This is a genomic window from Brenneria sp. g21c3 (assembly GCF_040240345.1).
Lineage (GTDB): Bacteria > Pseudomonadota > Gammaproteobacteria > Enterobacterales > Enterobacteriaceae > Brenneria.
The window spans coordinates 604,116-618,965 of record NZ_JBEIAB010000001.1 but is presented as its reverse complement, the minus strand read 5'-3'; the positions used below and the strand labels follow the sequence as shown (position 1 = coordinate 618,965).

8 protein-coding genes are annotated in these 14,850 nt (G+C 58.9%); 3 read left to right on the top strand and 5 right to left on the bottom strand.

What is annotated here, in order from left to right:
- Nucleotides 1-568: 568 nt before the first annotated feature.
- Together ABRZ28_RS02700 and pbpC are read left to right on the top strand one after the other, a co-directional pair.
- Nucleotides 569-6,571, top strand: a complete 6,003-nt coding sequence (locus ABRZ28_RS02700) for an alpha-2-macroglobulin family protein (protein WP_330519428.1) — start codon at nt 569-571, stop codon at nt 6,569-6,571.
- A gap of 59 nt (nt 6,572-6,630) precedes the next feature.
- The gene (gene pbpC, locus ABRZ28_RS02695) at nt 6,631-8,997 is read left to right on the top strand and encodes a penicillin-binding protein 1C (protein WP_330519442.1); all 2,367 of its coding nucleotides are present in this window, start codon (nt 6,631-6,633) and stop codon (nt 8,995-8,997) included.
- A gap of 19 nt (nt 8,998-9,016) precedes the next feature.
- On the opposite strand, the gene ABRZ28_RS02690 is transcribed toward pbpC, so the two are convergent.
- Entirely contained in the window at nt 9,017-9,598 is a 582-nt protein-coding gene (locus ABRZ28_RS02690; RefSeq protein ID WP_319606338.1) for a TetR/AcrR family transcriptional regulator, read from the bottom strand.
- Between the two features lie 115 nt (nt 9,599-9,713).
- On the opposite strand from ABRZ28_RS02690, the gene ABRZ28_RS02685 reads away from it, so the two are divergent.
- Complete coding sequence (locus ABRZ28_RS02685) at nt 9,714-10,346, top strand: NAD(P)H-dependent oxidoreductase (RefSeq protein ID WP_330519427.1); 633 nt, start codon at nt 9,714-9,716, stop codon at nt 10,344-10,346.
- Nucleotides 10,347-10,349: 3 nt separating this feature from the next.
- On the opposite strand, the gene ABRZ28_RS02680 is transcribed toward ABRZ28_RS02685, so the two are convergent.
- The 4 genes from ABRZ28_RS02680 to ABRZ28_RS02665 are packed head-to-tail and all read right to left on the bottom strand — an operon-like array spanning nt 10,350 to nt 14,798.
- On the bottom strand, nt 10,350-11,309 hold the full coding sequence (locus ABRZ28_RS02680) for a nucleoside hydrolase (RefSeq protein ID WP_319606340.1): 960 nt from the start codon (nt 11,307-11,309) through the stop codon (nt 10,350-10,352).
- A 29-nt stretch (nt 11,310-11,338) separates the two neighbouring features.
- Nucleotides 11,339-12,259, bottom strand: coding sequence for an ABC transporter permease (locus tag ABRZ28_RS02675; protein WP_319606341.1), 921 nt, complete (start codon nt 12,257-12,259; stop codon nt 11,339-11,341).
- Nucleotides 12,256-13,284 carry an ABC transporter permease gene (locus tag ABRZ28_RS02670; protein WP_330519426.1) on the bottom strand — a complete coding sequence of 343 codons (1,029 nt, stop codon included), beginning with the start codon at nt 13,282-13,284 and terminating at the stop codon, nt 12,256-12,258. Before ABRZ28_RS02670 ends, ABRZ28_RS02675 begins: the two co-directional genes overlap by 4 nt.
- Complete coding sequence (locus ABRZ28_RS02665; protein ID WP_319606343.1) at nt 13,281-14,798, bottom strand: ABC transporter ATP-binding protein; 1,518 nt, start codon at nt 14,796-14,798, stop codon at nt 13,281-13,283. Before ABRZ28_RS02665 ends, ABRZ28_RS02670 begins: the two co-directional genes overlap by 4 nt.
- Between the last annotated feature and the right edge of the window lie 52 nt (nt 14,799-14,850).

Here is a 14,850-nt window from a genome sequence, read left to right as displayed (position 1 = left end):
CGCAGGCCAGCCGCTGGCTGGTCAAATTCGTTCCACACGAATTTGTCGTGGCGTCGCCGCCTTCCTGCGACTCGAATTATTTCGGGTATAAAATAGTGAACTTAATTTTTGTAAAATAGTGAAATCGATCACAAATAACATCTTAAACCGATGTATGTAAACACATAATCGCCTTGCGGTACAGTTTGTTAACGTGAGGATTGATCACGCCGATGCCGGTAGAACGGCGATAGTCCATCGCGTGCGAGTCCGGCCGCGCGGGCGGTTCGACGCCGATGACGGGCGAGGTGAAATGACGGCGCGGTTGATTTTCCAGGCTGAGAAAAATGGCCGTTCCATGATTTAAAACAGGTTGTTATGCATATCGTGCGATGGCTTTTTAGCGGTAGACTCACTACACTTTGGCGCGAACTCTGCATTTTTTTCAGCCGCTATTCTGCACAATATATTGTATTTAATAACAATCTAACTCAGACCGCTGACAAACCTATCGCCGCTCGTCGGACTTTGTCAGCGAACTCAATATCATTTTGCTTATCAAGCACAGAGACCGGGTGTACAGCGACAAATGGACTTACTTAAATTTATACTTCGCCTGCCTTTTATTTTGATAAAAGGCCTGTTTCACGCGCTGGGCCTGGTTCTCGGTTTGCTTGGCCGCGTTGTTAAACCGATCGTCGGCAATATCGACTGGCGCGCGCCGGGCTGGTGGACGGCGATGCGCGGCTGGCTGAAACGCGGTTTTCAGCGTCTGGAGAGCGGGGTGGATAAATACCCGCTCGCCGTCAGCGCGGCGATTTTGCTGTTGCTGTGCGCCGCCGGCGCAGGGGTTTATGGCTGGCACTGGTGGCTGAATCGGCCGCAGCCCATCGAACCCGCGCCGATGGCGTATCAGGAAACCCGCGTGTCGGTCGGCGCGCCGGGCGCGGTGAATTACGCGGCGCAGAGAATTACGCCGCCGGAAGTGCGTTTTTATTTCAGCAGTTCCGCCGCGCAGCTGACGGACGTGGGTAAAACGGTCGCGAAAGGGATCTCGCTGAAACCGGCCGCCGAAGGCCAGTGGAAATGGGCCAGCGATACAACCTTACTCTTCACGCCGAAAAATCCGCTGCCGATGGGCGCCAAATATGAAGTGGCATTCACGCCCGAAGCGCTGCTTGCGCCGCAAATCAAACTGGCGACCACGCGTTATTCCTTCACCGTTCCCGCTTTTGATTATCAGATCGGCGAATCCGAGTATTATCAGGACCCGCAGGATCCGCAAAAACGCCACGCGGTGTTTAACGTTAAATTCAACGCCCCGGTGGACGTCGCCAGTTTCGAAAAGCAGATTTCTCTCGGCCTGAACGTGGCGAAAGCCAAATCAGAGACCAAACTCAACTATTCCGTGGTCTATGATCAGAAGAAGCTCAACGCCTGGGTGCATTCCGAGCCGTTGAAATCCCTCGATCACGGCGGTTCGGTGCATCTCGCCATCGGCGAGGGGGTAAAAGCGTCGGTGCCGTCCAACGCGACCGCGCAATCCCGCGACGGCTGGGTCGCCGTGCCGACGCTGTACAGCCTGACGGTGAGCGAGGCCAGCGCGCAGGTGGTCGACGCCGGGGAGTCGAAAGGCGAGCGCGCGTTGATCATTGGTTTCAGCGACGCGGTAAAAGACCAGGATATCCGCCGGGCGGTGAAAGTCTGGCTGCTGCCGCAGCACGATCCGAACGACCCGGACGCCAGTCGCGATCCGGACGAGTTTTATTCCTGGGATGTGGACAGCGTGGAGAATAACGTGCTGGCGCAGTCCACGCCGCTGAATATCCGTTTGAACGAGGCGGAAAACGACTATCAGCCGCAGTTCAGTTTCCGCTTTGATGCGCCGGCGCATCGCTCGCTGCTGGTGAAAATCGACAATGTGCTGACGTCGTCCGGCGGCTATAAAATGCCGGAACCCCTCTACCGCATCGTACAGGTGCCGGACTACCCGAAACTGCTGCAATTTATGTCGCAAGGCTCGCTATTGTCGGTTAACGGCGATAAGCAAATCAGCGTCGCCGCGCGCAACGTGCCGGGGCTGCGCCTTGACGTCAAACGCGTGATCCCAAGCCAGTTGCAACATATCGTGTCGTTCAAGCGCGGCGAGTATTCATCGGCGCAGTTTAACCGGCTGAATGACGAATATTTTACCGAGCGCTTTCACTATCAGACGGCGCTGAATAACGACAAGCCGGGTGAAGTGAATTATCGCGGCGTGGATCTTTCGCGCTATTTATCCACCGATCCGCGTTCGCATCGCGGCATCTTCCTGCTGACGCTGTCGGAATGGGATCCGCAGAAAAAAGAAGCCGCCGTCGATAACGATGGCTATCAGTATGAAGATGAAAGCGAAGAGGCGTCGTCCATCGGCGATTCGCGCTTCGTGGTGGTCACGGATTTGGGGATTATCGCCAAGCGGTCGCAGGATAAAACCCGCGACCTGTTCGTGCAGTCCATCCACAGCGGCGCGCCGGTCGGCAACGCCAAAGTCTCGGTTATCGCTAAAAACGGCGTCACGCTGCTGACGCAATTCACCGATGCCGACGGCCATGCGCGTTTCCCCGCGCTGGACGTGTACGTCAATGAACGCCAGCCGGTGATGTTCCTGGTGGAAAAAGAGGGCGACGTGTCCTTCCTGCCGACCGATCGCTATAACGACCGCGGTCTGGATTTCTCCCGCTTTGACGTCGGCGGCGACGAAGCGCCGAACGATGCGCGCACGCTGGGCAGCTATCTGTTCTCCGACCGCGGCGTTTATCGTCCGGGCGATACCTTTAACATCGGCCTGATTACCCGCGCCGCCGATTGGGGTACGGGTCTGGCCGGCGTGCCGGTGCGCGCTGAAATTCACGATCCGCGCGCCAGGCTGATGAGCACCATTCCGCTGACGCTGAATGCCGAGGGTTTCAACGAACTGAGTTACGCCACCGACGAGAATTCACCCACCGGCGAGTGGTCCGTTTATCTCTATCTGGTCGGTAAGGACAATGAAGCATCCGCGCTGTTGGGCTATACCACGGTCAACGTCAAAGAGTTCGAGCCGGATCAGTTGAAAGTGAAACTGCAACTGACGCCGGAGCGCAAGCAGGGCTGGGTGAAACCTTCCGAGCTACAGGCGAATATCGATGTGCAGAACCTGTTCGGCACGCCGGCGCAGGATCGTCGCGTGGCGTCGAAACTGACGTTGCATCCGACATACCCGCGATTCGACGCGTTTCCGGATTACGCCTTTTACGAGAACCGGCAGAACCGGGACAGTTTTGAAACCGAACTGGAAGATCGCGTCACCGATGCGCAGGGCGCGGCGGCTATTCCGCTGGATCTCAACGCCTATGCCGACGCGACCTATCAGCTGCAACTGTTGTCGGAAGCCTTTGTCGCCGGCGGCGGACGTTCCGTCGCCGCCACCGCGCGCGCGCTGGTGTCGCCGAATGATTATCTGATCGGCGTGAAGCCGGACGGCGATCTCGGCTACATCAACCGCGACGCCGCGCGTCGTGTGAATATCATCGCCGTCGATCCGTCGCTCAAGCAAATTGCGCTGCCGGATTTGAAAGTGACGCTGTTCGAGCAGAAATACTTTTCCGTGCTGACCAAACAGGATTCCGGCGTTTACAAATACCAGTCGAAAATGAAGGAAGTTCCGCTGTCGGAACAGCCGCTGTCGCTGGCGGAGCAGGGCGGCGATCTGACGCTGGCGACGGATAAACCGGGCGATTTCGTGCTGGTGATCGAAGACGCGCAGGGCAAGGCGCTGAACCGCATCGCTTACAGCGTCGCCGGCAACGCCAACCTCAGTCGTTCGCTGGACCGCAACGCCGAACTCAAGCTGAAACTCAATCAGGGCGAATACCAGCCGGGCGATGAAATCGAAGTTTCGATCAACGCGCCTTATACCGGCAGCGGGCTTGTCACCATTGAGAAAGACAAGGTTTACGGCTGGCGGTGGTTCCACACCGATACCACCAGTTCGGTGCAGAAAATCCGTATTCCGGCCGGTATGGAAGGCAACGGCTATATCAACGTGCAGTTTGTGCGCGACGTGAACTCCGATGAAATCTTTATGAGCCCGCTGAGCTACGGCGTAATGCCGTTTAAAATCAGTACCAAAGCGCGGCAAAACGATCTGCGAGTCGCCGTGCCGCCGGTGATTAAACCGGGGGAAAATCTGCCGATTACCGTGACGACCGACGGCCCGCAGCAGGTGGCGCTGTTTGCCGTCGACGAGGGCATTTTGCAGGTCGCGCGCTATCGGCTGAAAGATCCGCTCGACTACTTCTTCCGCAAACGCGCGCTGGGCGTGGAAAGCGCGCAGATCCTCGATCTGATTCTGCCGGAATTCAGCAAGCTGATGCAACTGACGGCCGCGCCCGGCGGCGATGGCGGCGAGGGGCTGGATCTCAGCGTGAATCCGTTTAAACGTAAACGGGATAAGCCGGTGACGTACTGGTCCGGCATTACTGAGGTGAACGGCGAGCGGCAGTTCAATTATCCGGTGCCGGATTATTTCAACGGCAAAATCCGCGTCATGGCGATTTCCGTTACCCCGGACAAAATCGGTAAAGCGCAAACGTCGGCGACCGTGCGCGATAACTTCATCATGACGCCCAACGTGCCGGCCATGGTCGCGCCGGGGGATGAGTTCGACGTCAGCGTCGGCGTCAGCAATAACCTTAGCGATTTGCACGGTCAAAGCATCGCGATTGCGGTACGGCTGAACGTGCCGCCGCAGCTGGAAGTGGTGGGCAACGCGGTGCAAAACCTCTCTCTGGCGGAAAAACGCGAAGGGGTGATTAATTTCCGCCTGCGCGCCAAATCCATTCTGGGCGATGCGCCGCTGGCGTTCGAGGCCAAATACGGCGACAAAACCAGCCGCCGCGCCATCAGCACGTCGGTACGTCCGGCGATGCCGTTCCGCACCCAGTCGGTTATGGGCCGCATGAACCGCAGCCAGAACGTCGATAACCTGCGCCGGATGTTTGATGCCTATGCGGTGCGTAAGGCCGCCGTTTCCAACTCGCCGCTGGTGCTGGCCGGCGGGCTGTCGCAGTATCTGGCGGATTATCCCTACTACTGTTCCGAACAGATCGTCAGCCGCTCGGTGCCGCTGATGCTGGCAGGCGCGCACCCGGAAATGCGCGGCGATCTGAACCCGACGGAAAGCGCCAAACAGCTGAAAGATATGCTGGCGGTGCTGCGTTCGCGCCAGAACGATCGCGGCGCGATCGGCCTGTGGCGTTCGTCGCCGGAAGCCGATCCTTTCGTTACCCCTTACACGGTGCAATATCTGCTGGAAGCCAATGCCGCAGGCTTTACATTGCCGGTCGGTATGCTGGACGAGGCGAATGCGGCGCTGCGCGAGCTGGCGGCCAATCCGTCCGATGATTTGTATACGCTGCGCCTGCGCGCATGGGCGGTGTATCTGCTGACCCGTCAGGGCGAAATCACCACCAGCGCGCTGGCCTCGGTGCAAAACGCCATGCAGCGGCAGTATCCGGATAGCTGGACAACCGATCTCGGCGCGCTGTATCTGGCGTCGTCGTACCGGTTGCTGAAAATGGACGATGAAGCCAACGCGCTGTTGCAGCCGACCTGGAAACAGATGAGTCAGGCGTATGACAAAGCCTGGTGGACGCAAAACTACTTCGATCCGCTGGCGCAGGACGCGACGCGTTTGTATCTGATTACGCGTCACTTCCCGGAAAAAACGTCCGCCATTCCGCCGCAGGTGCTGGAAAATATGCTCAGGGCGCTGAAAGAGGAACGCTACACCACGTATTCCTCGGCCATGAGCATTCTGGCGCTGGAGAGTTATTCCACGCAGATCGCGGCGCAATCCGCCGCGCCGGACGGGCTGAAAATCACCCAGGTCGCTAAAACCGCCAATGTCGATCCGCAGCTGATTTCCACCTTGCAGGGGCTGTTCGCCAAAGGCGATTTCACCGCGGACGCCAAATCAATCCGTTTCGACAACGCCAATGACGCGCCGGCCTGGTATGTGGTGACGCAGGCCGGTTACGATCTGGCGCCGCCGGAGCAGGCCGTCTCCCGCGGATTGGAGATCACCCGCGATTACACCGACGAGCAGGGCAAACCGGTTACGCAGGCGACGTTGGGGCAGAAGATTAACGTACATCTGAAAGTGCGCGCGAATTCGACGCAAGGGCTGAGCAATCTGGCGATCGTCGACCTGCTGCCGGGCGGATTCGAGGTGGTGCAGCAAACGCCGCCGGCGCCGGAATCCGACGACGGCGATGAAGAGAGCGATGCGCAGGCGTCTGGCGCGTGGCTATCGCCGCTGGCGGCGGCCGGTTCCACCTGGGCGCCGGATTACAGCGATATTCGCGAAGATCGGGTGATCATTTACGGCAGCGCCGGCACCGACGTGCAGACGTTCGTGTATCAAATCAAGGCCACCAACACCGGCAGCTTCGCGATCCCGCCGGCGTACGGCGAGGCCATGTACGATCGCGAGGTTCAGGCGCTGTCCGTCAGCAAGCAAAAACTGGTGGTCGTGCCTGCCGATGAAGCGCCCGTTGCGAAAAAATAATCACCCGTCGTCCGCGCTCCGCCGAAAACGGCGGGGCGTAACCTGTGCAGAGTCTTAAGATGCGTAGCGCGCCGGCATTTTTCAACGCGGCGAAACGCCTGCTGCAAAATATCGCCATGGCCGTCTTGTTACTGGCGCTGGCGGCGCTGGCGTGTCGCCTGTGGCCCCATCCGCCCCTTTCTCAAGGCCAACCCTTTTCGTCGGTTTATTACGATCGGCACGGCGCGCTGATGCGCATCACGCTGGCCAGCGACGACCGCTATCGCCTGTGGACGCCGCTGGAGAGGGTTTCGCCGCTGGCGGTCAACGGCCTGATTTTGCATGAAGACCGCTGGTTTTATTACCATCCCGGTTTCAATCCGTTCAGCCTGCTGCGCGGCTTCTGGCATAGCTATATCGCCGGCGGGCGAATGATGGGCGGCTCCACCATCACCATGCAGCTGGCGCGCATGTATTGGCGCCTGAATACCCGCACGCCGTCGGGCAAGCTGATGCAGGTTCTGCGGGCGATACAACTGGAACTGAGCTACTCCAAACGCGATATTCTTGAGGCCTATCTGAACTACGCGCCCTATGGCCGTAATATTGAAAGCATCGGCGCGGCCAGCCTGATTTATTTCAACAAAGCGCCGCAGGATCTGACGCTGCCGGAAGCGCTGACGCTGGCGGTGTTGCCGCAGTCGCCGAGTTATCGCATCGACGGCAATATCGGCGTGTTGAGCGCGGCGCTGACGCAGGCGCGTAATCGCCTGTTCCTGCGCTGGCGGGCGCGCTACGGGGCGGACGGCGGCCAGCTTGCTTTGTTCAAACTGCCGCTGGCGCTGCGTCAGCCGGAAGGCATGCCGTATATCGCGCCGCATTTTATTGAGCAACTGCGTTTGCAAAATCAACAGCTGGCGCGAATCGATACCCGCATCGACACCACGCTGGACGCCGGTTTGCAGCAGCTCGTCGAGCGTCAGGTGAACGCCTTTATCACCCGCAACCGCCGCCACGGCATTCACAATGCGGCGGTATTGCTGGTCGATACCCGCGATATGGGCGTGCGGGCATTGATGGGATCGGCCGATTATTACAACCGCGCGATTTCAGGACAGGTGAACGGCACCAACGCCAAGCGCTCGCCGGGCTCGGCGCTGAAACCCTTTATCTATGCGCTGGGCATGGAGCAAGGGGTGCTGCACCCGATGACCATCCTGCGCGACGTACCCTCGGTGTTCGGCGCCTACGCGCCGGAGAACTTCGACCGCCGCTTTCTCGGGCCGGTCACCGCGACGGACGCGCTGAACTTCAGCCGCAATATCCCCGCCGTCTCTATCGCCGCGCAGCTGCGTCAGCCGACCTTCTATCAGTTCCTGCGCCTGTCCGGCGTCGCCAACCTGTCCAGTGAGAATCACTACGGCCTGTCGCTGGTGCTGGGCGGCGGCGAAGTGACGATGCAGGAACTGGCCAGGCTGTATGCGCTGCTGGCGAACCGCGGTGTGCTGCAACCGCTGCGCATGCAAAAAAACGATCCGACGCCGCAGCCGGTGCGTTTGCTCAGTGAAGAAGCCAGCTTTATGACGCTGGATATGCTGAGCCGGCATCGTCGTCCCGGCGATACGCTGGCGCAGGCCCGTTCCGCGCTGCCGGTATACTGGAAGACCGGCACGTCGTGGGGATTTCGCGACGCCTGGAGCGTCGGCATTTACGGCCCTTATGCTCTGGTGGTTTGGGTGGGGAATTTCGACGGCAGCGGCAATAACGCGTTTGTCGGCGTCGATGCGGCCGCACCGCTGTTTTTCAATCTTATCGACAGCCTACAGGCCAGTTATCCGACGCTACAGGCGCCGAAATATCCGTTGCCGAAACGGCTCAAGCGGGTGGATATCTGTCTTGCCAGCGGCGATTTGCCGACGCCGTGGTGCCGGCAACGGGGCAAAACCTGGTTTATTCCCGGCAAGTCGCCGATCAAGGTCGATACGGTTTATCGCCCGGTGCGGCTGGACAAACAAACCGGCGAAGTGGCTTGTCCGCCTTACGATGAAGATGCGATCCGCACCGAGGTGTTCGAATTCTGGCCCTCTGATCTGGCGAACGTGTTTGCGCAGGCCGGTCTGCCGAAACGTAAGCCGCCGGTTAATCGCTGCAAAGACGGCGGCGTGGAGATCGGCGGCAATCCGCCGCGCATCACGTCGCCACTAAAAAATACCGTTTACACGCTGCGGCAGTCGCAGCAGGGACGCGAGCGGATTTCCTTCAACGCGGTGACGGATGCCGACAGCAAAACGGTGTACTGGTTTGTGGATGATATTTATCTCGGCAGTTCCGCCAGCAAATCGACCATCGACTGGCGGCCGATCGATAACGGGCAGTATCGGATCCGCGCCGTGGACGATCGCGGACGCGCCGACAGCCGGTTGATTCGCATAGAAATCGTCGACTAGCGGCGGGTCAGCGGCCGCATTATCGCACCATCGAGATAATCACTCGCAGCAGTTCGTCCTTGGCTTGTTGTTCGGTAATGACGCCTGTAACCGCGGCGTAAGATAACCCTTCGGCGGAACCGAGCATGGCCCATAGCGCGGCTTCATGTAGTGTTCGACCGGCGCAGAAAGGTGCAAACAGCGCGCGACATTTCTCTGTAAACGTTGCGGCATACTCTTGTCTGATCTGCTCAAGTTCAGGGGTTCCGTTGAGCGCCGCCATGACATTAGGCATTTCATGTCCCTGGAGCAGTACACATTCAATGTATGAGTTGGCAATAACCGATGCCAGTTTCTCTAATTCTGGCTCTGTATTACGGATGATTTCATCCATCAGCGCCGTCTGGCGCCGATCGTATTCTTTATAAAGCGCGGCAAGAAGTCCGGAACGATTCGTGAAATGATCATAAACCACCGGTTTCGTCACGCCTGCCTGCTGCGCTAAATACCCCAGCGTAAGCGCGTCCGTTCCTTCTTCCCGAATGATCCGCCATGCAACTTCCATCAGTTGTACATAACGTTCTTCTCTGGCTAAACGCTGTCGTGCGCGTGGTTTGGACATGGCCGGCATTTCCTGTTGACCTGGTTATATACTAAAGGTAACTTACTATTGGTATCTTACTGTTAGTATATAAGACTAACGCTGACACCGTTTCACGGCAATGGGAGTATACGCAATGCATGCATTAATCGTTGTTTCTCACCCTGTTAATACCTCACTGACTCACAGTGTCGCAGCCGAAATTGCGCAAGGGATCGCAAAATCAAGCCCGCAAAATACGTATGAAATCGCGGATATTGCGCAGGAGGGGTTTGATCCGGTTTTTTCTGCGCCTGATATGGACGCTTTTCAGCAAACCGGCAAGACGCCGCCTGATGTCGTTGCGCAGCAGTCGCGTATTGATAATGCGGATGCGTTGGTGCTGGTCTTCCCGATTTACTGGTGGTCAATGCCGGGATTGCTGAAAGGTTGGATCGATCGCGTTTTTTCGAACGGCTGGGCTTATGAAGACACGCCTGACGGCAGCGTGATAAAAAAGCTGGGACATTTGCCGGTACATATTATTGCGCTGGGCGGCGCCAACCAAAGGACATTCGAAAAACATGGCTATTTCGACGCGTTTAATGCACAGATAGTTCACGGGATTTTCGACTATTGCGGCGCGCCGGTGGCGACATCTGAAATCCTGCTGATGCCGGAGCTGAAAACGCCGGACGCCTTTCTAAAGACCGCACGTCATATCGGTGGGCGTCTTTTTCAGACGCACCACGCGTCCGGCCGTGTTCGTGGTGCGCGGCCGATTATTTAGCCGCTAAGGCGTCGCTTCGTTCAGCATCACTTCCAGGAACTTGGTCTGGAAGCGCGTCGCATCCACATCCATTGCCACATGGGCATTAAACAGGTGGCGGGAAACCGGCCGACGATCGGGAATGACCTGTCCCCTCGACCATTCGCCGTGCAGTTCGATATGGGCGTATAACGGTTCGAGAGAGACGTAGCCGGGATCCTCGCAGACCGCAACGGCAAGCGGATCGTGAAGCGGGCAGCCGTCATTGTCGGGATGCATCTGGTTGTAGGAATTGACGTAAAAATCGACGATCCGCATCATGGTCCGGGCGGCATGGTCGCCCCTGGCGCGGATCTCGTCGATCATCGCTGAAGAGAGCAGGGTCTTCATCGTGACGTCCATCCCGATCAGCACGATTTTGGCGCCTGAATTTAACACGATGTGCGCGGCTTCCGGATCGTTATGCAGGTTGGCGTCGACCATCGGATTTTTGACGCCATGAATGCCCGGATGGAACAATGTCGAGCCCATGATGACGATCTGTTTGCAAAGCCCGGCGATTTCCGGCGCTTTGGCCAGGGCAAGCGCGACATTGGTCATCGGCCCGACCGGACACAGGGTGATTTCGCCGGGGTTTTCCTTGACCAGACGGATGATCAGATCCGTCGCGTGCTCATTCACCGGCGCGATCGACGGCGCCGGCAATGCCACATCCCCAATGCCGTTGGCGCCATGCACATAATCAGCCTCGCGCCTGAACGGCTTTAACAGCGAACGGCCGGCGCCTTTCGCCACGGGAATGTCGGGACGTCCGAGCAGCTCAAGTATTTTGAGCGTGTTTTCCGTGGCGATGTCGACCTCGGTGTTGCCGTAGATAGTCGTCAGCGCCTCAAGCTTAATGTTGGGATGGCGCACGGCGTAAAAAATCGCCATGGCGTCATCAATACCGGTATCAACATCCAGGATCACACGAGTGGGTGCCATGTCAGGTCTCCATATTTATTGTCGGCGGCTCAGGGCTGCGCGCTGAGTTTTCCGGCCAGCCCGCCGCTTTTCTTGCGATAGGAAAGGATTAACGCCAGCAGCGTGACCACGTAGGGCAGAACGTCGGTAAGCTGATTGGGCAGACCCTGACTCTGCAATTTGATAGACAGCGCATCCGCAACGCCGAACAGCACACAGGCGAGCGCGGCGTAAAGCGGATTATCGCGGCCAAGCATGCAGGCGACGACCGCGATCCAGCCGCGGCCGGCGCTCATGTCCTCAGAGAAAATACCGACGGTGCCGAGAGAAAGCTGCGCGCCGCCGAGTCCCGACAGCGCGCCGGCGATCAGCACGGTAACGATCTTATAGCGCCTGACGTTCACGCCCATACTTTCTGCCGCCCCGGCATCTTCGCCGACGCCGCGCAGCCGCAAGCCGATGGCGGTTTTGTACAGGACGATCGCCACCAGCGCGGTCACAATCCAGGCGAGGTAGGTGAGCGCCGTCTGCCGGGAAAAAATCGCGCCGAGCCAGGGAATGGAATTGAATGCCGCGATGCGAATTTTGTCGAGCGCGACAATCCCCGGATCGCTTAATACGCCGCTCACCCCGAACATCTGGCGCAGAAGATACGCCGTCATACCCGAGGCCAGCAGGTTCATACCGATGCAGATGACCACCGGGTCGCCGCGGAATACCGTGACGCCATAAGCCAGGATCAAAGAGAAAGTCATCGTGCCGACAAGGGCGATAATGACCCCGCCCCAGGCGGAGCCGGTGTAATAGCTGCCGGCGATTGCCGTGAAAGCGCCCACCAGCAGTTGGCCTTCCATCGCGATGTTGAACACGCCGACGCGGCCGCAAAGCGTACCCGCCAGAGAAGCAAACAGGATGGGCGTGATCGCCTGTACGGTCGAATTAATTAAGAAGGGACTGAATAATTCCATCATGAGTTTCGCCTGCCTACGCCGTGGCGAATGGCCAGAAATAAGATGATGACCGCCTGCAAAATCATGGTTAACACGCGCGGTATCTGTGTTTCTCGCTGCATGGCAAATCCACCGGTCTGAAGCGCCGCAAAAAACAGACCCGCCGCGATGGCGCCCAGCGGTTCGCCGCCGACGAGCAGCGCCGCCATCAGGCCCGACCAGGTATAACCGGGCGACAGCAGCGCCCCTTCCTGGAAGCGGAAAAGCGTTCCGAGCACAATGATCGCCCCAACCAAACCGGCAATGGCGCCGCTGGCGAACATCGCGGTCAGCATCTGACGAGCGCTGTTCACGCCGCCGTACGCCGTGAAGCGGGCATTAAGGCCGCGCAGGCGTAATTCGTAGCCGCCGATGCTCCGGCGATCGAAGAACAGCACCAGCGCAATGACCGCCGCCAGCAGCAGGATGCCGATATTAAGCGGGCCATAGAGACTTATCAGCCGGGCGGCTTCGGGAACAAGCGCCGTCTGGGCAAGACCCGTCGTGGCATCGCGCAGCACAAAACCCACCAGATAGGAGGTAATGCCGATGGCCGGATAGGACAAAAGCAGGCTCAGGATAATCATCGGAATGCCGAAACGAATTTCGCCGATGGCCGCCGCGGCGGCATACAGACCGGCGGCGAGCATCGCCAGCAGAACGGCGATTAGCGTAATCAGCAGGCCGGGGCCAGGCAGATAGAGCGGGACGATGGCGGCGACGAGACCGCCGATGGCAAGCTGCCCGTCTCCGCCAAGATTAACCATGCCGCCGCGTAGTGGAATGGCGGCGGCCAGCGTCATGCCGACCAGCGGTACGGCCCAGTTCAGGGTGTTGGGCCAGTTCGCCGGCGCAAGGGCGCCGACAACGATTTGCCAATAGGCGGCGATCGGATCGCCGCCGGACAGCAAAATCAGCAGTCCGCCGCTGACCACGCCGAAAAGGATGGCCAGGAGAATGGCCGGCGGACGGGGAAGGCGGGATATTGTCGATATTATCGCGCTCATGCCGCCTCCGTTTGCCGGCCGGCCATCAGCAGGCCAAGCCTCTCTTCCGTGGCGTCCTGAAGCGCGAGATTGGCAAGGATACGCCCTTCATACATGACCAGAATACGGTCGGCGAGCGCCAGGATCTCACTCAGCTCGGCCGACACCAGCAGGATCGCCGCGCCGCGATCGCGCTCGGCAATGAGTTCGCCATGGATAAATTCAATCGCGCCGACGTCAACGCCGCGCGTCGGCTGTTCAGCAATCAAAAGCGGCGCTTTATGCGTGAGTTCACGGGCGATCACCAGTTTTTGCAGATTGCCGCCGGAAAGCGTGCCGACCGGAACCGTATCGCCGCCGATCTTGACGCTGAAACGGGCTATCAATGCGCGGGCATGTTCGGCCACCGCCTGGCGGTTAATAAGAAAGCCGGATGAGAAAGGCGATTTCCGCTGATGTCCCATAATCAGGTTATCGGCGGCCGGTGCGGATTTAGCCGTACCGGTGACGGCGCGATCCTCAGGGACATAAGCAAGACCCGCCCGACGATGACTGGCGACATCGCTTGCCGTCACGTCCGTACCGGCGATGTTCACGCTACCCGCAGCCGGTCGGGAAAGACCGGTCAAGGCTTCGATCAGTTCATTCTGTCCGTTGCCGGCGACGCCGGCGATACCGACGATTTCGCCCGCCCGGACTTCCAGGCTCAGATGGTCGACCGTCGGCCGGGTTCCGGCGCCGACCACCAGATCTTTAACATCCAGCACTACCTCGCCGGGCGCGGCGGGCGTCTTTACCACGGAGGCGGCGACGGCGCGACCGGTCATCGCGCGGATAATTTCGTCCGCGCTGGTTTGACTGGTCAGCATACGATCGGCCACGCTGCCATTGCGCAGCACCGTGACGCGATCGGTGATTTCCATTACTTCATACAGCTTGTGGGTGACGAATAAGACCGTCCTGTCATCCGCGGTGAGATGACGGATAACGTCGAATAAGCCGTCCCGCTCCTGAGGCGTCAGCACCGCCGTCGGTTCGTCCAGAATGAGGATCTGCGCATTGCGATAAAGCGCCTTGAGGATTTCCACCCGCTGGCGCACGCCGATGGATAAGGCGCCGACGCGCGCCAGCGGATCAATCTGCAAGCGATAGCGCGCGGCCAGCGCCGACACTTGCTCCACCGCCGTTTTACGGCTGATAAAGCCCGAACGCCGCGGCTCGCAGCCGTAAACCACGTTTTCCCAGACGGAGAGGGAATCGAACAGTTTGAATGCCTGATGCACCATGCCCATCCCCCGATCGATGGCATCCAGGGCCGAGCGGTATTTCACCTTTTCGCCGCGCAGGATAATGCTGCCTTCATCGGGCGGCAGCATGCCATAAAGAATCGACATCAATGTCGATTTGCCGGCGCCGTTTTCGCCCATCACGGCATGAACCTCTCCGCGCAACACGCTCAGGTCGATATGGTCATTGGCCAACTGGCTGCCGAAGCGTTTGACGATACCGCGCGCTTCGAGCTCAATAGTTTGCATGCGTTTTAGCCCTGGAAAAATGGTTATGCTCTTGGCTTAACGTTAAGCACCC

Coding starts and splice junctions, on each gene's coding strand:
- ABRZ28_RS02700 (WP_330519428.1), top strand. CDS start 569: ATGGACTTACTTAAATTTATACTTCGCCTGCCTTTTATTTTGATAAAA.
- pbpC (WP_330519442.1), top strand. CDS start 6,631: ATGCGTAGCGCGCCGGCATTTTTCAACGCGGCGAAACGCCTGCTGCAA.
- ABRZ28_RS02690 (WP_319606338.1), bottom strand. CDS start 9,598: ATGTCCAAACCACGCGCACGACAGCGTTTAGCCAGAGAAGAACGTTAT.
- ABRZ28_RS02685 (WP_330519427.1), top strand. CDS start 9,714: ATGCATGCATTAATCGTTGTTTCTCACCCTGTTAATACCTCACTGACT.
- ABRZ28_RS02680 (WP_319606340.1), bottom strand. CDS start 11,309: ATGGCACCCACTCGTGTGATCCTGGATGTTGATACCGGTATTGATGAC.
- ABRZ28_RS02675 (WP_319606341.1), bottom strand. CDS start 12,259: ATGATGGAATTATTCAGTCCCTTCTTAATTAATTCGACCGTACAGGCG.
- ABRZ28_RS02670 (WP_330519426.1), bottom strand. CDS start 13,284: ATGAGCGCGATAATATCGACAATATCCCGCCTTCCCCGTCCGCCGGCC.
- ABRZ28_RS02665 (WP_319606343.1), bottom strand. CDS start 14,798: ATGCAAACTATTGAGCTCGAAGCGCGCGGTATCGTCAAACGCTTCGGC.